Source organism: Candidatus Contendobacter odensis Run_B_J11, assembly GCF_000531125.1.
GTDB lineage: Bacteria > Pseudomonadota > Gammaproteobacteria > Competibacterales > Competibacteraceae > Contendibacter > Contendibacter odensensis.
The window spans coordinates 12,741-34,458 of record NZ_CBTK010000281.1 but is presented as its reverse complement, the minus strand read 5'-3'; the positions used below and the strand labels follow the sequence as shown (position 1 = coordinate 34,458).

The window sequence follows — 21,718 nt, the reverse complement described above, 5'->3', positions numbered from 1 at the left end:
GGAGTTCAGACGTGTGCTCTTCCGATCTCTATTTTCTGCACGTCATGCTCCGGCGCCGGCACAGACACCCGTTCGACGTCGGCCTCCGTCAGGCCCTGGTCGCTGAGCATGACGTGCAGAAAATAGTGGGCGGAGGTGCCGACGCTGACGCCGACCCGCCGCCCCCGCAAATCCGTCACCTGGCGGATGCCCCGGTCGGCGCGGGCCACGAGGCTGTGTTCGCCGCTGGTCATGTAGTGAGCGATGACGCTGAACGGCGTCTTCCCGAAACTGGCAAATATGATGGGGGTCTCGGCGACCGTCGCCACCTCCGCCTCGCCCCGGAGCAGTGCCTCCAGGGCCGGCTTGCCGAAGGGGTGGCGCTGGAGGGTGACTTGCAGTCCCTCGGCCGCGAAAAAACCCTGCTTCACGGCAACCAGGATCGGCACACCGAACTGAGTGTTGGCAACCGCCACGACGAGCAGCTCGGGCGGCGGGGGTGGCGGCTTCCGCAGCCAAAAGACGGCGAGCACGGCCAGAACGACCAAGGCGGTTGCCGCAACCGCGATGAGGAAGGATCGCGGATGAGTCATGATGGGTTCTCCTCAGGGGCTACTCTTTCGTTGAAGCGCGGGTCGCCAGCCGCTAACCATCGTGATAGCACTGGGCGATGGCGACGAATTCGTCGAAGCCGGCAAGAAACGTGTCCGTGACATCGGGATCGAAATGGCTGCCGCGACCGGCGGCAATGATGTCACGCACCTGATCGAAGGGCAGCGCCGGTTTGTAGACCCGGACCGAGATGAGGGCGTCGAAAACGTCGGCCAACGCCATGAGCCGGGCGGAAATCGGAATGGCATCCCCGGCCAGGCCGTCGGGATAGCCGCTGCCATCCCATTTTTCCTGATGCCAGTGGGCGATCTCCTGGGCGAGGATCAGGAAGGGGACCGGCTCCGCGACGTCGACTTCGGCTTGCTTGATCGCGTCGGCGCCGATTTTGGCGTGGGTTTTCATGACCTCCCACTCTTCGGGGGTGAGCTTGCCGGGCTTGAGCAGGATGTGGTCCGGGATGCCCACTTTGCCAATGTCGTGCAGGGGCGCGGAGCGGGTCAGCAGTTCGATGTTGCGCTCGGTCAGGAAGGCGGCGAAGCGGGGGTGGTCTTTAAGCCTTGTCGCCAGAGTGTGGACGTAGTTCTGGGTGCGCAGGATGTGGTTGCCGGTTTCCGGGTCGCGGGTTTCCGCGAGGTGCGCCAGCGCCCGGATGCTGACCCGCTGGATCAGATCGTTCTCCGCCATGCGCCGGGCTACTTCGGCTTCCAAATAAGCGTTTTGACCGGTGAGCCAGTCCTGCGCCCGCTTGGCTTCGAGCTGGGTGCGCACCCGGGCCAGAACCAGAGCGGGATGGAACGGCTTGGTGATGTAGTCAGCCGCGCCCAGCTCCAGGCCCCGTTCTTCGTCTTGGGTGTCGTTCAGGGCGGTGAGGAAGATGACCGGGATAGAGTCGGTGGCGAGGTCGGCGCGCAGGCGGGCAAGCACCTGGTAGCCGTCCATCTCCGGCATCATCACGTCGAGCAGGATAAGATCGGGGTGGGGCGGTTGGGCGGCGTAGCGCAAGGCCGCGCGGCCGGAATTGGCGGCCTTCACCTGATAGCCGGCGTCGTGCAGCAGCTCACCCAGCACGGTCAAATTGCCGGGTACGTCGTCCACCACCAGGAGGGTGGCCGAGAGAGTGTTGAGGGCGGTGGTGGTGATATCCATGAGACGGATTCCTCGATGATCGACGCAATGTTTTCGGTACCGACCGGCTCAGGGCGAACGGATGAGTATCGTCGTTTCCCGCTTTTTAGCCATCACTATTTATGAACTGGAGAGATTTCCCGCTGGTGTCAGCAACGATGCAAAAAGCACGCCAGTTTTTCAAGCCAGCAGTATCTCCCCATTGAAGATAACTTTGTTAATAACATGTTGAATAAATAGAAAAATAAGGTGACGGAAATAGAAACGGAAAGGGATGGCGAAAGGAATGCAGCGCGGCAGGATTTCAATTTTGAAACGGCTTTTTTTCAGCGCATTTCATTTTGAAACATCGCAGGACTTTCACTTCGGGTTCAAGAACCGTTTGGGGTGAGCCTGTCGAACGGTCGAACCCCGTTCTTCAATGTAGTAGCTTAATTAAAATCTGATCTTCGCCGCAGGAATGACGTAAAACGAAAGTCCTGATTCAACCTCTCGCCTAGTGGAAACTCCTCATGATCCCTATTCTGCGCCAACACGCCGAGCAGCAATTCACCGAAGAACTGGATGCGCTCCAGAAAACCGATACCCGCCAGCGGCCCACCAATTGGGCGATGTCGCCGTGGGCGGTCGCGACCTATTTGCTGGGCGGCAAGCTGGAGAACGGCTTCGAGGTCAGTCCCAAATACATCGGCAGCCGGCGGATTATTGAAATCGCGATTGCAACGCTGACCACTGACCGTGCCTTGCTGCTGTTCGGCGTGCCCGGCACCGCCAAATCGTGGGTGTCCGAGCATCTGGCAGCGGCGATCAGCGGTGATTCCACCATGCTGATTCAGGGTACGGCGGGCACCAGCGAAGAGCAGTTGCGCTATGGCTGGAATTACGCCGAATTACTGTCCAAAGGGCCGTCGCGCAATGCGCTGGTGTCCAGTCCGCTGATGCGGGCGATGGAGCAGGGCAAGACGGCGCGGGTTGAGGAACTGACCCGGATTCCCGCCGATGTGCAGGACACGCTGATCACTATTCTGTCCGAAAAATCGCTGCCGATCCCGGAGTTGGGTTTGGAAGCGCAGGCAGTGCGCGGCTTCAACGTGATCGCCACCGCTAACAACCGCGACAAGGGCATTAACGAACTGTCCAGCGCCCTGAAACGCCGCTTTAACACGGTGATTCTGCCGGTGCCGTCGAGCGAGGCCGAGGAAGTCTCCATTGTTTCCAAGCGCGTTGCTGAAATGGGCCGTGCGCTGGAATTGCCGTCCGAGCCGCCGGCATTGAAGGAAGTGCGGCGGGTGGTGCAGATTTTCCGCGAGTTGCGCAACGGTCAGACCGAGGACGGTAAAACCAAGCTCAAGCCGTCCAGCGGCACCCTGTCCACCGCCGAAGCGATCTCGGTGATCAACAGTGGCGTGGCGCTGGCCGCGCACTTTGGCGATGGGGTGCTGCGGGCGGGCGACATCGCTTCCAGTCTGGTCGGCGCGATTGTCAAAGACCCGGTGCAGGACGAAGTGATCTGGCGCGAATATCAGGAAACGGTGATGAAAGAGCGCAGCGAGTGGAAGGATTTGTACCGCGCCTGCCGCGAGCTGGACGAGTAAGCCGGGTCGCCGCATTCATGGCTGATTCCTGTTTCCATCTGTTTGGCATCCGCCACCACGGGCCGGGTTGCGCCCGGAGTCTGGTGCAGGCGCTTGATGCGCTCCAGCCGGATTGTCTGCTGGTTGAGGGGCCGCCGGAGGGCGAGGTGATGTTGCCCTTCGTTCTTGACGCCGGGCTGACGCTGCCGGTCGCGCTGCTGATCTACAACCCGGACGATTCGCAACAAGCCGCGTTTTATCCCTTTGCCGAGTTTTCGCCGGAATGGCAGGCGTTGGGCTATGCCTTGGCGCGGAATACGCCGACCCGGTTCATGGATTTGCCGATGAGCTGCCAGTTCGCGCTGGACAAGGCGCACGACGTAGAACGGGCATCCTGCCCGTTTCCTAACGGGCTGGAAGCCCGTTCTACATCCGCCGATGCCAATGTCTGCACTGAGGGGGCTGATCTTTATGCCGATCCGCTGCACTGGCTGGGACAGGCGGCAGGCTACGATGACGGCGAATCGTGGTGGAATCATCTGGTGGAAGAGCGCAACGACAGTCTGGAACTGTTTGCGGCGATTGCCGAAGCGATGACCACCGTTCGCAGCGAAGCTCCCGCCCGCCGCCGCAGCGACTACGAACAGCAGCGCGAAATTTTGCGCGAAGCGCACATGCGTAAAACCATGCGGCAGGCGCAGAAAGACGGTTTCGAGCGGATCGCGGTGGTGTGCGGTGCGTGGCATGTCCCGGCGCTGGAAAAGCTGCCGTCCGCCAAGGCCGATAACGACCTGCTCAAGGCGTTGCCCAAAACCAAAGTCGCCGCGACTTGGGCACCGTGGTCGTACCACAATCTGAGCAACGCCAGCGGTTACGGCGCGGGTATTGCGGCTCCGGCGTGGTACGAACATCTGTGGCGCAGCGGCGGAACGCGACAACGAGCGGTAGGCTGGCTGGCGCGGGCGGCGCGACTGTTCCGCGCTGAAGATTTGGATTGCTCCTCAGCGCACATCATTGAAGCGGTGCGGCTGGCCGATGCCCTAGCGGCGTTGCGCGGTCATCATCAACCGGGGCTGGATGAATTGTGCGAAGCGTTGCGCACCGTGGTATGCATGGGCGATGACGCGCCGATGCAGTTGATTCATCGGCAATTGGTCGTCGGCGACCGGCTGGGCGGCATTCCCGAACAAGCGCCCGCCGTGCCGTTGCAACGCGACCTTGAGCAACAGCAGAAATCGCTCAAGTTGAAACCCGAAGCGACCCGGAAAGCCCTCGATCTTGATCTGCGCCAGGCCAACGACTTGGCGCGTAGCCATTTGCTGCATCGTCTGAGCCTGCTGGACATCGGTTGGGGCGATCTGAACAAAACCGGCAAGAGCGCCAAAGGCACGTTTCACGAGCTGTGGACTTTGCAATGGCAGCCGGAACTGGTCCTCGCCGTCATCACCGCCAGCCGCTGGGGCAACACGGTGGAGGGGGCGGCGACCGCCAAGGCGGTGGATCGGGCGCAAGCCGCGCAATCCCTGCCCGAACTGTCGGAACTGGTCAATCAGACCTTGCTGGCGGATTTGCAAGCCGCGATTGGCCCAGTAACTCAGGCGCTGGAAAATCTGGCGGCAGTCGCCAGCGACGTGGCGCAACTGCTGGCGGCGATTCCACCGCTGACGCACATTGTCCGCTACGGCAACGTGCGCAATACCGATGTGGCGATGGTCAACGCGGTGCTGGAAGGGCTGATTCCACGGGCGGCGATTGGCTTGTCCGGCGCGTGCAGTTCGCTCGACGATGACGCCGCGCAAGCCATGCGTGAACACATCGCCGCGACCCATAAAGCAGTGCGGCTGCTGGCTCACGAGGAATTGAGCGGCGAGTGGCATGAGGCGCTGCAACGGGTGGCGCATCTGGGCAGCAGTCACGGCCTGATTTGCGGGCTGGCGGCGCGGCTGTTGTTTGATGATCAGGTCGAGAACGCGGATCAGACTGCAATTCGCATGAGTCAGGCGCTATCGGTCGGCAACGATCCCGGCCCGGCGGCAGCGTGGCTGGAAGGCTTTCTCAATCGCAGCGGGATGGTGCTGCTGCATGACGATCCGCTGTGGACGATGGTGGATGAGTGGCTGGCCGGCCTGGTCGAAGAACATTTCCTGCGGGTGGTGCCGCTGTTGCGCCGCACTTTCGCCACTTTCAATGCTCACGAACGGCGGCAAATGGGCGAACGCGCCCAGCGCCCGATGCAAACCGTGTCGCGTCAGATTGACGCCGATTGGGATGCGGCCCGTGCCGAACAACCGATTCCGTTATTACGCCTGCTATTGGGACTCAGCCGATGACCACATCTTCTGATCAGGAACGCTTGCGCCGCTGGCGGCTGGTATTGGGCGAGGCGGCCCAAGAGGCATGTGCCGGTTGCGGCGGGCTGGGCGCTGGCGATCTGCGAATTGACGCGGCGTTAGCGGCCTTGTACGAGCCGGACGGGCCGAATGGCCTGCGCGGCGGCAGCGGTTCTTCGTCGCCGCGAGTGGCGCGCTGGCTGGGCGACATCCGCCAGTATTTCCCCAGTTCGGTGGTGCAGGTGATGCAGAAGGACGCCCTGGAACGGCTCGATTTGAAAAGCATGTTGTTCCAGCCGGAACTGCTGGAAGCGGTGCAACCCGACGTGCATCTGGTCGCCACGCTGATGGCGTTGCGCGGGATCATTCCGGCCAAGACCAAGGACACCGCCCGGCTGGTGGTGCGCAAAGTGGTTGATGCGCTGATGAAAAAGCTGGAAGAGCCGATGCGCAGCGCGGTCACTGGCGCATTGAACCGGGCTGAACGCAACCGTCGCCCGCGTCATGCCGAAATTGACTGGAACCGCACCATCCGCGCCAATCTGCGCCACTGGCAGGAGGACTACCAAAGCATCATCCCGGAAAGCCTGGTCGGTTATGGCCGCAAAGCGCGGCGCACCCAGCGCGAGGTGATTCTGTGCATTGACCAGAGCGGATCAATGGCGGCTTCAGTGGTGTATTCCAGCATCTTCGGCGCGGTGATGGCGTCGTTGCCGGCGGTGAAAACGCATCTGGTGGTGTTCGATACCGCGGTGGTGGATTTGACCGAACAGCTCAGCGATCCGGTGGATGTGCTGTTTGGCGTCCAACTGGGCGGCGGCACCGACATTAACCGCGCCGCCGGCTATTGCCAGGCGTTGGTGCGAGCGCCGCGCAACACTATTGTGATCCTGATTTCCGATCTGTACGAAGGCGGCGTGGAGAAAAACCTGTTGCAACGCGCTAATGAACTGGTGCAATCCGGGGTGCAGTTCATCACCCTGCTGGCGCTCAGCGATGAAGGCGCACCGTCTTATGATCATCAACTGGCGGCCAAACTGGCGGTATTGGGCGTGCCGTCCTTCGCCTGCACCCCCGATCAGTTCCCCGGCATGATGGCCGCCGCCATTCGCCGCGAAGACGTGAATTTGTGGGCGGCGCGGCAGGGGATTGTGACGGCGCGGGGCATGGCGATGGCAGGGAGTTAGGCAGAGTGCCTACCCTACGACTATTGGGTGTGTTCCGGTCAGCATTGCCAAAGCAGTTTTCCCTCGGTACACGCTGCATTGAGAAAGACGTAGCCGATGCCGGTTCCCAGGTTGAGGTTGAAGGGGTATGCGCCATCTTCTAACTGGAGTAACAGACGCCAGTCGTCGAACGGGAATTCTTCGTATTGAATCCAGTACGGGCTTCCTCCGATCTTGTTTCCGCGCCAGCTCTCTACGATGGGTTCGCGTTCTGAATCTGCCCGACGGTCGAGTTCCTCTTGCGGGACATAGGCTGTTTCTTCAACAGGCGTTTCGTCAACAGCGTACTCGCATGGAACTTCTCGCCTCGGGTTATCGCGTTCTTCCCAGCAGCACAACATTTCCGGGTACGGTTCACAGGCTGGTGAATTGGCGCGTTTCGTTTGGATAACGACAGCAGTCTCGCCTTCATTCGGATCCCAGGTTTCCATTGCGTTATGGTCGAACCCGGCTCCCGTCATGAAGATATAGGCCATGCGGGGGGTATCGTCCGCCAGCCAATGCGCAGGAATCAGCACTTGTGCGATGAAGGTCATCGGTTTCCCGGTGCGACGGCTCAGAGGAACCACGCGATCTTCAAGCCAAGCCGGCTGACCGCCAAACTTGGTCACCACATCAGAGATCGGCGCAGTGGCCTCGCGGAACTGGAGTCTGGATGCGTGGGGCATGTGTGACACCTATAAGGTTCGGGCAAAGCGGGCGCTAACCCAGCCCTTCGACCCAGCCCTCAAATCCTTCGCGAAGCTCCGGCCAACTATCGGGTGGGGCGATGAAGGATGAAGAATGACCTGCGTAGGATGCGCTGAACGAAGAGAAGCGCATCGTTACGCTCGCCAATCGGGATCGATCAAACCATCCACGATGCCAATTCGGCGGTCAGCGGCGCTGGCAAAGGTGAGATCGTGAGTAACAGCAACCACGGTTTTGCCCAATTCGCGGGTCAGGTCATGCAGGATTTGCCGGACGTTGGCCGAAGCGCGACTGTCCAGATCGCCGGTCGGCTCATCCCATTTGTCTCTCATGCTGAAATCGGGTCCGTCAGGGAGGACGGGCGCGATTCAGCACAGCAATGACTTAACGCTACCGCAGAACCTGGCGGGTGTGGCGAGCGATCATGCTCTCTTCATTAGTAGGGATTACCCAAACCGGAATGGCGCTATCCACCGCCGAGATGCGGGGACCACCCTGTTGATTAGCCGTCTGGTCCAGCCGGATGCCCAGCCATTCCAGCCGACTGCACACCCGCTCCCGAATCTCCGGCGAGTTTTCACCGATACCAGCGGTGAACACCAAGGCGTCCAGTCCATCCAGCGCGGCGGTGAGTGCACCCAGATATTTGAGGACTTGGTAAACAAACACGTCAACCGCTTCCGCCGCATGGGGATCTGTACTCGTCAACAGATCGCGCATGTCATTGGACACCCCCGATAGACCGAGTAGCCCGGATTCCTTGTACAGCAATTTTTCAATCGCCTTAACGTCGTAGCCGCGATCCTGCATCAGATACAACACCACGCCGGGATCCATGCCACCAGTACGGGTCCCCATCGGCAGGCCGTCCACGGTAGTAAACCCCATCGTACTCTCGATACTCTTGCCGTCCCGAATCGCGCACATGCTGGCGCCAGAACCCAGATGCGCTACCACCACCCGTTTCACCTCTGGCGCGTAATCGGGCAGCTTGTGGGCAATATATTCATAGGACAGGCCGTGAAACCCATAGCGGCGCACTCCGGAATCGAGCAGCGCACGCGGCAGGGCAAAAAGCTGTGCGACCCGGGGCTGAGTGCGATGGAAGGCGGTATCAAAGCAGGCCACCTGTGGCAAATCTGGTGCGATTTCGGCCAACGCACGAATGGCAGCCATATTGTGAGGCTGATGCAGCGGGGCCAGCGGGGCCAGTTGCTCCAAATCGGCGATGACCCGCGCATCAAGCCGAACCGCTCGGTCATAAACCAATCCACCATGGACGACCCGATGACCGGCGGCGACCACTTGCGTCTGGCCCATTTTTTCCCTGAGCCAGTCGAGGATATAGCGCAGTGCGCTGGCATGGCTGAGCGCGGAGCCGTGTGGCCACTCGTCGCGCTGGTCAATCTTGCGGCCTTCGGCGTTCTTGACCTGAAAACTCGGATCGCTGGCCAGACCTTCCATCTGTCCCTTAACCCGCAATTCCGGTTCCAAGGAGTCACCATTACCGAAAACGGCGAACTTGATGCTGGAAGAACCTGCATTGATCACCAAAATCCCCTGCTCCATGGCGCTCATCCTCCTGTCGCTATGTTCAGAGCCGGTAAGAAACGGTGGTTATCCATTATGGCGCTCATGTTTTTCTCTCGTTGTGAGTGTGGTTTTCTATTATAGCCAGCCGATCAACGGTAGATAGAGCGGAAAGGTAGATTACTGAGGTTCCGACGCCAGCCGGTGCGCGTGACGGGTGGTTTCCGGCAGGCGGTAACGAGTACAACAGGCCATCACATAAGTGATCGCCGTTTCCAAACTGATCCGGTGACCAGGCGAGAGGTAAAGCGGCTTGACACCGGGCCGGGTCCGTAACACCGCGCCGATGATTTCATGATTTGCCCGCAGTGGCGTCCACGCTCCACGCGGGTCGGGCAGCGTGTCATGCGTACCGCACAGCCGGGTTTTCGCCACGCCAATACTGGGAATATCCACTAGCAGGCCGAGATGGCTGGCGATGCCAAAGCGACGCGGATGGGCGATGCCCTGCCCGTCGCACAGCAGTAAATCCGGTAGTTCGTGCAATTGCTCCAAAGCATCCAGCACTGCGGGCAACTCGCGGAACGAGAGCAGACCGGGAATATAGGGAAATTCGGTGGGCCGGCGGGCAATGGCAGTCTCCAGCACGTCCAGTTCGGGATAGCACAGCACCGCCACCGCTGCGCGAGTGATCATTCCACCCGTCTCGAAACCGACATCCACGCCAGCGACCCGTCGCACTATTCCCAACTGATCGCTCAAGATCAGGTGAGTGCGCAATTCTTTTTGCAAAGCAATGGCTTCAGCAGGGCTAAGATTCCAGGAATGCATAATGAGAGGGTGAGGGTCTCTGCCGCTGCGGTGGGCTTGGATTGTGGGCGATGTCATCACCGATTGCGGATTCGATCATGGCGGTAGTTTGACAATGACGCCCATCCTGAGTGTGGTGCGCTAAGGTTCCAACCGTGTCTGTTGAAGAAATTCTACTGATTGAAGTTGAGGGAATGGGGACTGTCAAGGGGGTACTTGAAATCATACCGCCTTGCACGATCTCAACAAAGTCGTCTATGTTCAACGCCTGAAAGCGAGGGAGAGTAGATCTAACGGGGTTTGCAGGGGCGGGGATGGGGTAAGGGTTGGGTGATGGGGACGTGGATCAGGTGGAAATGTGAGCGCAGCGTTCTATGCTTGACGGGTGCTGATCGAGCAAGCTGCCTCAAAACCATGTGGGGACGCACCGCTGGCGCGTTCGAGGATGATGGTGTGCAAGCCTTCTATCCATCTACCGGTTGGAAACGCGATGCACTGTTTTTTATCAACCACTTCACCCTCCCCGCGTAACCCGTTGTTCCAGTAAACCGCCTTTGGCATCCCTACCGCAGAGGTTCTCACCAATGGAGTCAGCGTCAATGAAAACATTTGGGTTTTTGGCTATCGGATTTGCCGCCATTATTTCATCAGGTTGCGCTGTGAAGGGGGATACTGATGATGCAGCGAGCAAGCATGATCCGGTGGGGCCAAATATGACGGCGGAGTTGAATCTGGGTCATTCTTCCGATTCCATTCTGTCGAAGTACGGGAAACCCCTCTATAAAAAGGGGCGTACCGACACCGATGGGAAAAAGCTGGAGGATTGGTTCTATCCAGATGCAATCCTGTCTTTTAAGGAAGGGAATCTGAATGCCTTCAAACCAAAATAACCGGTGTGAACCCATTTTTCGCCTACCTCTCTTGGGTGGACTTGTTTCCGTCAGCTAGATGAATGGAACTCAATGTAGCACCGGCTTCCAGCCCTTCGACTCATCACGGGCAAGAGGCCCGTGCTACCTCCACAACCAGTTTAGGGATTGCTGTATTCCTCCCAGACGTAGGTCACGTTGATGGCAGTGACATGGCCGATAGTCCTTGTCACCCGTTGGCGGGATTGAGAACGGTCAGATCGTTTCTACGCAAAACCTAATGCGCGTTCAAGACTGCGTTCCGTGTGCGTCTCTTCTTACTCACCGTAAAACGCGAACTGAGGAAATTTCAAGCTGCCACTGTTGGACATGGCTGGCGGCATGAGGAGGCGAATTCCAACTCTTGTCATGCGCGATACGAAAGGTGACACTAAAAAATCATGAACAAAAATTTTGCGAAACACTGTGGAGGGTAACAACAATGAAACCGTGGATTCATGAAGAAATTCTCAAGACCTGGACCGACGCCCAGAAGCGCCTTTGGGAAAGCCTGTGTTCAGCCGTGCCGTTTCAGCCGCCGGCGGGTGTCGAGGCTTGGCGGGAAACCTATCTGAAGAATTTGGCAAGCTGGGAGGCGGCGGTGAAACGAACCTTGGAGAAGGAAGCCGCCTGGGTCGAGGAGTGGGTACAGCGCGTTGCCCGCGAAAAAGGAACCCCGGAAATGATGGCCTCCTGGGTGAAACAAATGGAGGAAGTACTGCATCGCTGGATTCAGACCCAGAACCAATGGTGGGATGACTACTTCGCAGTGCTGCGCCGGGGTGGACTCACACCACCGGATCAGTTTGACGCACCACCGGCTACGGTTGCCGAATCGGTTTCCACTGTCACCCAACCCGCAGCGGTGTTAGAACCCTTGGCTACGGTAGCATCGCCTTCGGCTGTTTCCGAACCGGTCATTATTCCCGAACCGGTGATTGCGCTAGCGGAGGCTGCGCCCGATCCGACCGCAATAACCGCTGCGCCAGCAGCGCTGCCTGAACCGTTACCCGTCGTTGCACCGGTGGCAAGGCAGCCCGACGACCTCAAGCTCATCAATGGCATCGGCCCTGCTCTGGAAAAGAAGTTAAACGCCTGCGGTGTTCGCAGCTTCCGGGATTTGGCGGTGCTGGGTGAAGCCGATGTAGAGCGGATTGAAGCCGCCATCAAATTTACGGGGCGCATTCATCGTGAAAACTGGATCGGTCAGGCCAAAGCGCAACACCTCCAGAAATACCAGGATCCGCTTTAATGACCTTGCCACTGGGCCACCGCACTCAGCCGTGACCGGGAGTAGACCGTTTAATGTCCGTATACGCTATTACCGCTGTGCTGGGCGGCCAAATCCCGCTGGGTCGCCAAGTCACCGTGCAGGGCTGGGTGCGCACCCGCCGCGATTCCAAAGCCGGCTTGTCCTTCGTCGCTGTCCATGACGGTTCCTGCTTCGATCCGTTGCAGGTTGTCGTTGCCGCCGGATTGCCGAATTACCTCAGCGAGGTGCTGCATCTGACGGCCGGCTGTGCAGTGCGCGTCACCGGTGAGCTGGTTGCGTCCGCCGGCAAGGGTCAGAGCGTAGAGCTGCGGGCAGAGGCGATTGAAGTCGTCGGCTGGGTAGACGATCCAGAGACCTATCCGGTTTCCCCCAAGCCGCACAGCTTCGAATATCTACGGTCAATAGCGCATCTCCGTCCGCGTACTAACAGTATTGGCGCCATTGCTCGGGTACGTCATTGTTTGGCCCAAGCCATCCAGCGTTTCTTCCATGAGCAGGGCTATTTCTGGATTCATACCCCGATTATTACCGCCAGCGACTGTGAAGGCGCTGGTGCGCTGTTCCGGGTTAGCACCCTGGATCTGGTTAACCCGCCGCGTACCGCTGAGGGCAGAATTGATTTCAGTCAGGATTTTTTTGGCCGCGAGACGTTTCTGACCGTTTCCGGTCAACTCAACGTCGAGTCCTATTGCCTGGCGCTGTCCAAGGTTTACACCTTCGGCCCGACTTTCCGTGCCGAAAACTCCAACACCAGTCGCCATCTGGCCGAATTCTGGATGGTGGAGCCGGAAACGGCCTTCGCCGACCTGTCGGCCAATGCGGATTTGGCCGAGGCGTTGTTGAAGTCCATCTTCAAAGCGGTGCTGGATGAGCGCGCTGACGACATGGCTTTCTTTGCCCAGCGCATTGATAAAACCTGCATCCAGCGCCTGGAACAGGTGGTGCGCTTGCCGTTCGAGCGGATGGATTACAGTGAAGCGATCCGCATTCTGGAGCAGGCCGGACGGACTTTCGAGTTTCCGATCCAGTGGGGGATGGATTTGCAGTCCGAGCATGAACGCTATCTGGCCGAGGAGCATGTGGGCCGACCGCTGGTGCTGATGAACTATCCTAAAACGATCAAGAGCTTCTACATGCGCCTGAATGACGACGGTCGCACGGTGGCGGCGATGGACATACTGGCGCCCGGTATCGGTGAAATCATCGGCGGCAGCCAGCGTGAGGACCGGCTGGATCGGCTGGATGAACGGATGGACGAGCTAGGGATGAGCAAGACCACGTATAATTGGTATCGTGATCTACGTCGCTATGGCAGTGTGCCTCATGCCGGGTTTGGGCTGGGGTTCGAGCGCACGGTCAGTTATGTGACGGGCATGAGTAACGTCCGGGATGTGATCCCGTTCCCGCGTACCCCCCGCTGCGCGGATTTCTAGCCCGTTGTTCCACCCTCTTTTCGGTTTGCTGTGATGACTACTGCCCCCGATTCAACTACGCCCGCCAAGGGTGGAACCCGTCGAGCTAATGCGCTGCCGTCCGGTCATCTGCTGGACGAGTACCGCATTGATGCCATCCTGGGGGCGGGCGGCTTTGGGGTCACCTATAAGGCGCTGGATACCCATCTGGAAAACTGGGTGGCCATCAAGGAGTATTTTCCTATCGAGTGGTCGTTCCGTGATACTGACGGGGTGACGGTTCGTGCCAACACCCAAGGGCAAACCAGCGCCACCGAAGGCCAGGCATCGGATTATGAATGGGGGCTGGAGCGCTTTCTTGATGAGGCTCGGGTTCTGGCCCGGATTCAGCACCCCTATGTCGTTCGGATCAAACGCTATTTCCGGGGACATGGCACCGCCTACATCATTATGGATTACGAGGAGGGCGAACCGCTGAGCGCAATCCTGCGGGAAGGTGAAACACTCGCCGAGGATCAAATGCGCGGTTTACTGGAAGACCTGCTGCCGGCCTTGCAGGCGGTGCATGAGCAGGGCTACCTGCATCGCGATATCAAGCCCTCCAATCTGTATGTGCGGGCGCATGATCATCGGGTGATGTTGATTGATTTCGGTGCGGCACGGGCAGCGATCAGCCGTCACAGCCAAAGCGTGAGCAGCCTGGTGACGCCCGGTTATTCGCCGCCGGAACAATACTCGACCCGCAATGATCGTTATGGCCCATGGACCGATATTTATGCCCTCGGTGCGGTGTTGTATCGCTGTATCGCAGGACAGACCCCGGTGGAAGCCGCCGAACGGCTATTGGACGACACCCTGAAACCGGCAGTGGCGGTCGGCGCTGGCCGTTACAGCACCAATCTGCTCCGGGTGATTGATCGGGCGTTGGCAGTGCGTCCAGAACAACGGTTTCGTGATGTGTCCGAGATACAGGCTGGGTTAAGTGGGGCGCAGGATGAGGAAAGCGACGAGACGGTGATCATGGCGCCGCTGTCCAAGTCGGCTAAGCTGCCGACCCTGGATCGGGCTCCGTTGCGTGCTGCCTTGGAAGGCACTGATCGCAACGAGTTGAAAAGGACACATCCGCCAACGGCCAGTCGCCGATCCCCTATCCAGCGGCCCAGCGAGCCACCGCCGCCATTGAAGCCGCGTGCTGGTGCATTCCGGTGGCCACGGTGGGGCGTTCTATCCGGTGGCGTGGGACTGGTGGTAGCGTTGGCGGCGATAGCCCTCTGGCGGTGGTCATCCGCGCCGGTTCCAGAGGTGAACCCCTCTCACTACAGCCTGGAGCAAACCGGGCAACCGGCTGAAACAGTGCCAGCTCCGGTAGCCGGTGCAACGCCGACGCTTCAGCCAACAACAGCAGCGACCCTGCCCCCGGTTCCGCTCATCGATACCACCGCTTCCCCTCCGCCGACTGCTGAAGCACCGCTGCCGATGGCAATGCCGGTCGTCGTGGAACCCGCTGCGCCGCTGGACACCATCGCACCAGCCCTCGTTCCAGCCCTCGATCCAGAACCGCAAACACCGGCGGCGTCGGTGATACAAACGGAATCGGAACCGGCGGCACCAGCGGTGATTGATGAGCGGACAGCGCAACCGGTCCAGCCGGATTCGACTCTGGACGCTGGGTTGAAACCAGCAGGGGTTAGCCCAGTCGAGACTCCTTTAGTGCCGGCGATAGCTCCTACCGAAACCAAACCTCGATCCAGCACAACGACTGAGCCGGCTACCGCCAAGCAGGGCGAGGGCAAAAAGCCGACCGTACCGAATCGTAATAAGGTAGAAAGCCAGTCAAGAACCCGCCGGCAACAATCACGGCGTGACCGAACTCAACCCCAACCGATTATCGTGGCGCCCACTGTGCCGGATCGGGTGACGCCGGCACAGCCGCCGCGTAAAAGTCCCTGGGATTCGCCTAACTCGACGGGATTCAATCAAAAATGAAACTCACGTTCTGGCCCTTTACACGCCGGCGATCCAATCAGCCGGAAACAACGATTGTATCGGCGCGGTTCATCCGTACCGATATGCCCGGCAGAGGCGATCTGCGGTTGCGTTCACCGTTATGCCGATTAGGTCGGGCACCCGATAACGACATTTGCTTTGATAATGACTCGGTTTCTGGACGTCATGCCGAGATTTATCATTTGCCCGATGGCACGTTTCAGCTCTGTGATCTCGATTCTACTAACGGGACTTGGGTGAACGGACAACGCATTCATGGACAGATTATGAATAATGGTGACGTGGTGGAACTGGGGGAAGTGCGGTTGCATTTCCGGCTTGAGGATCGTTGAGTGCCTTTTACACATCGGGATTAAAGAAAGGAAAATGCGCCATGCCGCTCTATCGTGGTTTCAAAAAAGGCCCACCACCGCCCGAAGAGGGTCCGACTCGGCGTGTGGTCCGACCGGGGGCTGAATCGTCTACCCCAGACCGTGCACCAACCGCCGATGCACCGGATCCAGCAGCGGAGAGTCGCGGAGCCGCCGCCAAACCCGCGTCATCGCCGGTCGAAACCACTCGTCGCATTACCCGTCCTGATTCAGGAGTCCGATCCCGGTCGGAACCGACCCTCAAACCTCGATTAGAGCCAGCGCCAGCCATCAATCCGGTTGCAAGTCCGGTTGCGAGTCCGGTTGCGCCGGAAACACCACCGATGGCGCGTGATCCTCTGCCTAGTCCAGTAGTCGGCTGGCTGGCAATTATTGCTGGTCCGGGGCGTGGCGCGGTGTTGCCGCTGGGCTACGGCGTTAATGATATTGGGCGCGGTTCAGGGGTGCGGATTCGATTGGATTTCGGCGATGATCGGATTGCTCTTGGCAATCAGGCCATTCTTATCTATGCCGCCATTATTTATACCGCACGCTCCCGCCGTTTCTATGTGCAATCCGTCGCGGCTGAAACCTGGTTGAACGGTCGTCCGCTGCGGGAATCCACCGAGTTGATGGGGGGCGAAACCTTACAGTTGGGGCAAACCCGGTTGCGATTTGTACCGCTGTGCGGTGCGGATTTCGACTGGCGCGACGATAGTTGACGGCACGGAGGGCGCGATATGGCGGCGTGGATTTACGATGAGGGCATGACGCAAGGCAGTCGCGCCCGACAGGAAGACGATTACGGGGTCTTTGAACTGCCGCCAGAACTGGAAGCAGGCGATCTGCTGCTGGTTTTAGCCGACGGGATGGGGGGCGAACAGGCCGGGGCGCGGGCCAGTGCCTTAGCGGTTCGCAGCTTCGTCGACGCCTACGACACGGTTCCGGTGGCTACGATTCCAGAACGGCTCGAACAGACTCTGGTGTGTGTCAACGAACGGATGGCACTGGACGTGGCCAGCGATCCGCACAGTCTGAGCGGGATGGGTTGTACGCTGCTGGCGGTGGTACTCACCGAGGAGGGACTGTACTGGCTGAGCGTGGGCGACTCGCCACTGTGGCTGTGGCGGCGGGGACGACTGCACCGGCTGAATCAGGATCACGCTTACCGTAGCATCCTGATTCAGCAGGTCAGCCAAGGAGAGATTAGCGCCGCCGAAGCCGCCTGCCATCCTGACCGCAATGCGTTGATGAGCGCGGTTACTGGCACCGATCTGGAGTTGGTGGACTTACCGCGCCAAGCCTATCCGCTTCGGGACGGTGATCAAATCCTGCTGGCCAGCGATGGGATGCTGACGCTGGAAGATGCCGACATCGCCGCTATTCTGAATCGCGCCAGCGACGAAGGCCAGCCGATCCAACAGTTGCTGGCGGCAGTCGCAGATCGCCAACTTGCGCATCAGGATAATGTCACCGCGCTGTGGGTTCGATCTGCGGCATTCCGGCCTACTGCACCCTGGTGGCGGCGCCTGGGCCTCAGAGTGTCATTGCTATCCATGTTGGGACTGCTGGTGGTTAGCAGCGCTTGGTGGTGGCTGTTGTAATTCAGCTATCGTTTGGGTTTGGGTCGAGGCTTGAATGGAGATCCACTACTTGGGGGGCTGCTGATGCCCAACAGGGCAAGAGTGGCTGGTTCGGGAGCGGCTTCCTCAGTGGCAAGATGCGCCTTTGCGCAGCGATAACCATAGTGATTTTCTTGAAGGGCGGTCCCGTGCCAGAGGTAAATTGCCTAAGCAGGCTAAACCACCCGCACTGGAAATAATCATGCCTGATCAGCTTTCAAAACTGGAAGGCGATTCAAACCAGCACCAGATTATCCCGGTGGATCAATTCCGGGTCGTCCAGATGTCCCTGCAACGCCTCGATCCGGCGGGTGGTTTTGCCGATCAGCGTCAACGCCTGCTCGGTATCGTAATTGACCAGTCCTCGTGCCACTTCAACCCCGCCCGGCTCCAGGCACGCCACCAGATCGCCCCGGCTGAATTTGCCTTCCACCGCCGTGACGCCCACCGGCAGCAGGCTCTTGCCATCGGTACGCAGCGCACGTACCGCACCTGCATCCAAATGCAACCGGCCCCGGACTTGTAACTGCACTGCCAGCCATTGCTTGCGCGCCGCCAGCGCACTCTGGCTGGGTCGCAGCAGGGTACCCAGTTCCGCTCCCGCCGCCACTCGCCGCAACACCTCCGGCTCCCGACCCCAGGCCAGCAGGGTAAACGCGCCGGATCGCGCCGCCTTGGTCGCGGCGTGCAGCTTGGTCATCATCCCGCCACTGCCTAGATTGCCGGCGCTGCCGCCCGCCATCCGCTCCAGCGTCGCGTCACCCGCCCGACCCTCGCGGATCAATTGCGCCTCGGCAAACTGGCGTGGGTTTTTGTCGTATAAGCCCTGCTGATCGGTGAGGATGACGTACAAATCCGCCTCGACCAGATTCGCCACCAGCGCCCCCAGCGTGTCGTTGTCGCCAAAGCGGATTTCCTCGAAAGCTACCGTATCATTTTCGTTAATGACCGGAATCACCCGCAGCCGCAGCAGCGTCCGCAAAGTGGTGCGGACGTTGAGATAGCGCTGGCGGTCAGCGGCGTCTTCATGGGTCAGCAGGATTTGTGCGGTCTGAATACCGTGGTGATTGAACGCTGATTCCCAGGCTTGCACCAACCCCATTTGCCCCACCGCCGCCGCCGCTTGCAGATCGGAGAGCGCCGTTGGGCGCTGGCGCCAATCCAGCCGCCGCATCCCTTCCGCCACCGCGCCGGAAGTCACCAGCAACAATTCCCGTCCGGCGTGATGCAGTTCCGCCATTTGCGCCACCCAGGCATCGATGGAAAAGTTGTCCAGTCCCTGCCCATCGTTGGTGATCATCGCACTGCCGATTTTAACCACCCAGCGCTGAGCTGCGCCTAACTGTTCACGAGTCTTCTGGCTGAACATCGTTCGCTTCAACCTCTGCTAGAGTCGCTGTCTCGGCGGCTGCTTCCAGCCGTTGCCGTTCCTCCAACCGCTCCATCACCGCTTGCATCAGCGCCTCGGTTCCCTCGCCGGACAGCGCGGAAATACTGAATACCGGCCCGGTCCAGTCGAGCGCGGTGACGATTTCATCCCTCCGCACCGCCCGTTCCTCCTCTGGCAACAAATCCAGCTTGTTGAGTACCAGCCAGCGCTCACGCTCGGCCAGTTCAGCGCTGTACTTGAGCAGTTCGCCAAAAATGATCGCAACATCCCGCACCGGATCGCCGCTGTCACTGTAGGGCGAGACATCCACCAGATGCAGCAGCAGCCGGGTGCGGGACAGATGCCGTAAAAACTGAATGCCCAGCCCCGCCCCCTCCGCTGCACCCTCAATCAGCCCTGGAATATCGGCCATCACGAAGCTTTTCAGCGGTCCGACCCGCACCACGCCCAGATTAGGATGCAGGGTGGTGAAGGGATAGTCGGCCACCTTGGGCCGGGCGGCGGACACAGTGCGGATCAGGGTGGATTTGCCGGCGTTGGGCATCCCCAGCAGGCCAACATCGGCGATGACCTTCAACTCCAGCCGCAGGTTGCGCGTCTCACCCGACGTTCCCGGTTTGGACTGGCGCGGCGCCCGGTTGGTACTGCTCTTGTAGCGGGTATTGCCGAGACCGTGAAAGCCGCCCTGCGCCGCCAGCAAGCGCTGGCCCGATTTGACCAGATCGCCGATCAGCTCGCCGGTATCGGCATCGTGCGCCACCGTGCCGACGGGAACCACAATGATAAGGTCCGAACCGCTGCGACCGGTGCAATTGGCGCTCATGCCATTCTGGCCGCGTTCGGCGCGGAACCGTTGGGTGAAACGGTAATCGGCCAAGGTGTTCAGTTCGGCGTCAGCCACCAGGTAGATACTGCCGCCATCGCCGCCATCGCCGCCATCGGGGCCGCCGAAGGGGATGTATTTCTCCCGCCGGAAACTGACGCCGCCGTCGCCGCCGTCGCCAGCTTCGATCCGAATCGTGACTTCATCAACAAATTTCAAAACGTCCTCCTTGAATCCGCAGCAAACAAAAACAAAAAGCCCCAAGCGGGGCTTTTTGCATACCGGCGCGGCGGATTCGATTCACTGCACCGGCTGGATGCTCACATATTTGCGGTTGTGCGGACCTTTGGTCTCGAACACCACATGACCATCGGCTTTGGCGAACAGAGTGTAATCCGTGCCACAACCGACGTTCTGGCCCGGATAGAACCGGGTACCGCGCTGCCGGATGATGATGCTGCCCGCCCGCGCCAGTTGCCCACCATAGAGCTTGACGCCCAATCGCTTGGATTCTGAATCGCGCCCGTTGCGGCTGCTGCCGCCCGCTTTTTTGTGTGCCATATCGGTATTTGTTTCAACCCTTGTTATCTTGGATTAGCCGCTGATGCCGCTGATTCGCAGCTCAGTGTAGGATTGGCGATGGCCCTGGGTCTTGCGGTAATGCTTGCGGCGGCGGAACTTGACGATCAGCACCTTCGGGCCGCGTCCCTGGGATTTGACCGTAGCGGTCACCCGGGCGCCTTCAATGTAAGGCGCGCCGATTTTAACCTGGTCGCCATCGGCGATCATCAGCACGGTATCGAATTCCACCGAGGCGCCTTCCTCGACTTCGAGCTTTTCGACCTTGAGGGTTTCGCCCTCGGTCACCCGGTACTGTTTGCCCCCGGTTTTGATGACAGCATACATTGCAGCGTCTCCAAACGGACTTATTCCGTCCCGACTAAAGGGGCTGGATTCTAGCCGTGTACTCGGCTACGGTCAAACACATTTGGCTGTTGGGTTTCACCAAGGAAGCTCTCATCACTTTTGCAAATGGGCGGAAAACAACGTCAGGACTTTCACTAATGAAGCAGGTGTCGTCATACCCGTGAAAACGGGTATCCAGTCTTTTCAGCGGGTTGATGGATTCCCGCTGACGCGGGAATTGTTGGTAGTGTCCCTTAACTTCCGTGATGAATCTCAGGCCAACTGGGGAACAACTTTTCTGGAACAGGTCGCTTTTGCCATTCAAGAGGCGAGACCCGGTAAGACAACAGTTCGCCTCCTGTAAATTTTCCTGTGATCTGAACTGTGGGGCAGGCAGGTAAAATGAACATCACCCATTGAGATCAATGGGTTGAATTCAGTTAATGCCCTAACCTGACGCTACCAGCCCTCACCATCACAGGAAAATTTACAGGAGGACAACGCTTGGGTGTAGGCAGGCCATGGATCGCTGGTGAAAAAGGGTACGGTGTCATCGGTCACCCACGCGACCTGCTTGAGCAGTCGGTCCGCGCTGGTTTGATCGGGTTTGCCGATGACAAACCCCAATACCAAGCGCCAGACTGGGGCAAACGCCAACCACACCCAGGCGTCTCCATCCGTCTCGACGTAGTCTTTGGCGCCGGGCAAGTTTTCCTGTTTGGTCCTGTTTGGTATGGATAAAGCTCCACAATTCATCCAGTGGGCACTCCCTCGCCGGCAGATCCCGCCACAAGGACAGTATCACCGCCCGGCATTGGCGCGCCGCTCGATCCAGCCAAGCGCCGATCGGGTCTTTATCCGCCTCGACAATCCGCGCCGTCGCCCGCAGCGAATTCCCCTCGGCCAGCGTGCGCAGGGCAATCTCGAATTTCACCGCATCCGACCCCAAGCCGTGGTAGGCCGTACCGTAGTTCAAGGTCACGCTACTTCCACAGGCCTGACAGCGGGTTTGCGGTTCGCCTCGGCTACTGCCATTACGAACCCACCGCGCGATTTTGAAAGGTTTTCCATAATATTCACAGCCAAGATTCGGGCAATACAGCGTCTCCCAGTCCAAGTGGGCATCCTCGATGAAAATATGATCTTCATCA

The 21,718-nt window shown here is 59.4% G+C and carries 21 protein-coding genes; 10 read left to right on the top strand and 11 right to left on the bottom strand.

The window, feature by feature from the left end; genetic code table 11:
* Positions 1-5: 5 nt before the first annotated feature.
* Both BN874_RS17770 and BN874_RS17765 read right to left on the bottom strand, forming a co-directional pair.
* Positions 6-572: an ABC transporter substrate-binding protein gene (locus BN874_RS17770; protein WP_051498009.1), complete on the bottom strand. Its 567-nt coding sequence runs from the start codon at positions 570-572 to the stop codon at positions 6-8.
* 52 nt (positions 573-624) lie between these two features.
* The gene (locus BN874_RS17765) at positions 625-1,737 is read right to left on the bottom strand and encodes a response regulator (protein ID WP_051498008.1); all 1,113 of its coding nucleotides are present in this window, start codon (positions 1,735-1,737) and stop codon (positions 625-627) included.
* 491 nt (positions 1,738-2,228) lie between these two features.
* On the opposite strand from BN874_RS17765, the gene BN874_RS17760 reads away from it, so the two are divergent.
* The 3 genes from BN874_RS17760 to BN874_RS17750 are packed head-to-tail and all read left to right on the top strand — an operon-like array spanning position 2,229 to position 6,807.
* Positions 2,229-3,311 carry an ATP-binding protein gene (locus BN874_RS17760; RefSeq protein ID WP_034435624.1) on the top strand — a complete coding sequence of 361 codons (1,083 nt, stop codon included), beginning with the start codon at positions 2,229-2,231 and terminating at the stop codon, positions 3,309-3,311.
* Positions 3,269-5,620 (top strand): DUF5682 family protein, encoded by a 2,352-nt coding sequence (locus tag BN874_RS17755; RefSeq protein WP_320411484.1) that lies wholly within the window; start codon positions 3,269-3,271, stop codon positions 5,618-5,620. Before BN874_RS17760 ends, BN874_RS17755 begins: the two co-directional genes overlap by 43 nt.
* The gene (locus tag BN874_RS17750; protein ID WP_034435622.1) at positions 5,617-6,807 is read left to right on the top strand and encodes a VWA domain-containing protein; all 1,191 of its coding nucleotides are present in this window, start codon (positions 5,617-5,619) and stop codon (positions 6,805-6,807) included. Before BN874_RS17755 ends, BN874_RS17750 begins: the two co-directional genes overlap by 4 nt.
* A 38-nt stretch (positions 6,808-6,845) precedes the next feature.
* Here BN874_RS17750 and BN874_RS17745 read toward each other — a convergent pair whose 3' ends face one another.
* From BN874_RS17745 to nfi, 4 genes are all read right to left on the bottom strand, one after another.
* Positions 6,846-7,514: a DUF1963 domain-containing protein gene (locus tag BN874_RS17745; RefSeq protein WP_034435621.1), complete on the bottom strand. Its 669-nt coding sequence runs from the start codon at positions 7,512-7,514 to the stop codon at positions 6,846-6,848.
* A 156-nt stretch (positions 7,515-7,670) separates the two neighbouring features.
* Complete coding sequence (locus tag BN874_RS17740; RefSeq protein ID WP_034435620.1) at positions 7,671-7,868, bottom strand: P-loop NTPase family protein; 198 nt, start codon at positions 7,866-7,868, stop codon at positions 7,671-7,673.
* A 58-nt stretch (positions 7,869-7,926) separates the two neighbouring features.
* The gene (locus BN874_RS17735) at positions 7,927-9,105 is read right to left on the bottom strand and encodes an acetate/propionate family kinase (protein WP_034435619.1); all 1,179 of its coding nucleotides are present in this window, start codon (positions 9,103-9,105) and stop codon (positions 7,927-7,929) included.
* A gap of 141 nt (positions 9,106-9,246) precedes the next feature.
* Positions 9,247-9,954, bottom strand: coding sequence for a deoxyribonuclease V (nfi, locus tag BN874_RS17730; protein ID WP_230314482.1), 708 nt, complete (start codon positions 9,952-9,954; stop codon positions 9,247-9,249).
* A gap of 521 nt (positions 9,955-10,475) precedes the next feature.
* Here nfi and BN874_RS17725 point away from each other — a divergent pair.
* The 7 genes from BN874_RS17725 to BN874_RS17695 all read left to right on the top strand — a co-directional run bounded on the left by BN874_RS17725 (position 10,476) and on the right by BN874_RS17695 (position 17,430).
* Entirely contained in the window at positions 10,476-10,766 is a 291-nt protein-coding gene (locus BN874_RS17725; RefSeq protein WP_034435617.1) for a hypothetical protein, read from the top strand.
* 460 nt (positions 10,767-11,226) lie between these two features.
* Positions 11,227-12,036, top strand: coding sequence for a helix-hairpin-helix domain-containing protein (locus BN874_RS22880; protein WP_051498007.1), 810 nt, complete (start codon positions 11,227-11,229; stop codon positions 12,034-12,036).
* Positions 12,037-12,089: 53 nt separating this feature from the next.
* On the top strand, positions 12,090-13,490 hold the full coding sequence (asnS, locus tag BN874_RS17715; RefSeq protein WP_034435616.1) for an asparagine--tRNA ligase: 1,401 nt from the start codon (positions 12,090-12,092) through the stop codon (positions 13,488-13,490).
* Between the two features lie 33 nt (positions 13,491-13,523).
* Positions 13,524-15,455, top strand: a complete 1,932-nt coding sequence (locus BN874_RS22875; RefSeq protein WP_051498006.1) for a serine/threonine protein kinase — start codon at positions 13,524-13,526, stop codon at positions 15,453-15,455.
* Positions 15,452-15,808: an FHA domain-containing protein gene (locus tag BN874_RS22870; RefSeq protein ID WP_051498005.1), complete on the top strand. Its 357-nt coding sequence runs from the start codon at positions 15,452-15,454 to the stop codon at positions 15,806-15,808. The genes BN874_RS22875 and BN874_RS22870 overlap by 4 nt, the downstream gene beginning before the upstream one ends.
* Positions 15,809-15,849: 41 nt before the next feature.
* Positions 15,850-16,548, top strand: coding sequence for an FHA domain-containing protein (locus BN874_RS24750; protein WP_154725008.1), 699 nt, complete (start codon positions 15,850-15,852; stop codon positions 16,546-16,548).
* A gap of 18 nt (positions 16,549-16,566) precedes the next feature.
* Positions 16,567-17,430 (top strand): PP2C family protein-serine/threonine phosphatase, encoded by an 864-nt coding sequence (locus BN874_RS17695; protein ID WP_051498003.1) that lies wholly within the window; start codon positions 16,567-16,569, stop codon positions 17,428-17,430.
* A gap of 253 nt (positions 17,431-17,683) precedes the next feature.
* Here BN874_RS17695 and proB read toward each other — a convergent pair whose 3' ends face one another.
* From proB to BN874_RS25205, 5 genes are all read right to left on the bottom strand, one after another.
* A complete protein-coding gene (gene proB / locus BN874_RS17690; protein ID WP_034435615.1) occupies positions 17,684-18,817 on the bottom strand; it encodes a glutamate 5-kinase in 1,134 nt (377 codons plus the stop codon).
* Entirely contained in the window at positions 18,795-19,880 is a 1,086-nt protein-coding gene (gene cgtA / locus BN874_RS17685) for an Obg family GTPase CgtA (RefSeq protein WP_051498002.1), read from the bottom strand. The genes proB and cgtA overlap by 23 nt, the downstream gene beginning before the upstream one ends.
* 81 nt (positions 19,881-19,961) lie before the next feature.
* Entirely contained in the window at positions 19,962-20,222 is a 261-nt protein-coding gene (gene rpmA, locus BN874_RS17680; RefSeq protein WP_034435614.1) for a 50S ribosomal protein L27, read from the bottom strand.
* A gap of 33 nt (positions 20,223-20,255) precedes the next feature.
* Positions 20,256-20,567, bottom strand: a complete 312-nt coding sequence (gene rplU / locus BN874_RS17675; RefSeq protein WP_034435613.1) for a 50S ribosomal protein L21 — start codon at positions 20,565-20,567, stop codon at positions 20,256-20,258.
* 459 nt (positions 20,568-21,026) lie between these two features.
* The gene (locus BN874_RS25205; protein ID WP_034435611.1) at positions 21,027-21,275 is read right to left on the bottom strand and encodes a hypothetical protein; all 249 of its coding nucleotides are present in this window, start codon (positions 21,273-21,275) and stop codon (positions 21,027-21,029) included.
* Positions 21,276-21,718 lie beyond the last annotated feature (443 nt).

Bases quoted from the DNA above. Each gene is read 5' to 3' on its own strand.
- asnS (WP_034435616.1), top strand. From the start codon at position 12,090: ATGTCCGTATACGCTATTACCGCTGTGCTGGGCGGCCAAATCCCGCTG.
- BN874_RS22875 (WP_051498006.1), top strand. From the start codon at position 13,524: ATGACTACTGCCCCCGATTCAACTACGCCCGCCAAGGGTGGAACCCGT.
- proB (WP_034435615.1), bottom strand. From the start codon at position 18,817: ATGTTCAGCCAGAAGACTCGTGAACAGTTAGGCGCAGCTCAGCGCTGG.
- BN874_RS17725 (WP_034435617.1), top strand. From the start codon at position 10,476: ATGAAAACATTTGGGTTTTTGGCTATCGGATTTGCCGCCATTATTTCA.
- BN874_RS22880 (WP_051498007.1), top strand. From the start codon at position 11,227: ATGAAACCGTGGATTCATGAAGAAATTCTCAAGACCTGGACCGACGCC.
- BN874_RS24750 (WP_154725008.1), top strand. From the start codon at position 15,850: ATGCCGCTCTATCGTGGTTTCAAAAAAGGCCCACCACCGCCCGAAGAG.
- rplU (WP_034435613.1), bottom strand. From the start codon at position 20,567: ATGTATGCTGTCATCAAAACCGGGGGCAAACAGTACCGGGTGACCGAG.
- BN874_RS17745 (WP_034435621.1), bottom strand. From the start codon at position 7,514: ATGCCCCACGCATCCAGACTCCAGTTCCGCGAGGCCACTGCGCCGATC.
- BN874_RS17740 (WP_034435620.1), bottom strand. From the start codon at position 7,868: ATGAGAGACAAATGGGATGAGCCGACCGGCGATCTGGACAGTCGCGCT.
- BN874_RS17750 (WP_034435622.1), top strand. From the start codon at position 5,617: ATGACCACATCTTCTGATCAGGAACGCTTGCGCCGCTGGCGGCTGGTA.
- BN874_RS17695 (WP_051498003.1), top strand. From the start codon at position 16,567: ATGGCGGCGTGGATTTACGATGAGGGCATGACGCAAGGCAGTCGCGCC.
- BN874_RS17765 (WP_051498008.1), bottom strand. From the start codon at position 1,737: ATGGATATCACCACCACCGCCCTCAACACTCTCTCGGCCACCCTCCTG.
- BN874_RS22870 (WP_051498005.1), top strand. From the start codon at position 15,452: ATGAAACTCACGTTCTGGCCCTTTACACGCCGGCGATCCAATCAGCCG.
- nfi (WP_230314482.1), bottom strand. From the start codon at position 9,954: ATGACATCGCCCACAATCCAAGCCCACCGCAGCGGCAGAGACCCTCAC.
- rpmA (WP_034435614.1), bottom strand. From the start codon at position 20,222: ATGGCACACAAAAAAGCGGGCGGCAGCAGCCGCAACGGGCGCGATTCA.
- BN874_RS17770 (WP_051498009.1), bottom strand. From the start codon at position 572: ATGACTCATCCGCGATCCTTCCTCATCGCGGTTGCGGCAACCGCCTTG.
- BN874_RS17760 (WP_034435624.1), top strand. From the start codon at position 2,229: ATGATCCCTATTCTGCGCCAACACGCCGAGCAGCAATTCACCGAAGAA.
- BN874_RS17735 (WP_034435619.1), bottom strand. From the start codon at position 9,105: ATGGAGCAGGGGATTTTGGTGATCAATGCAGGTTCTTCCAGCATCAAG.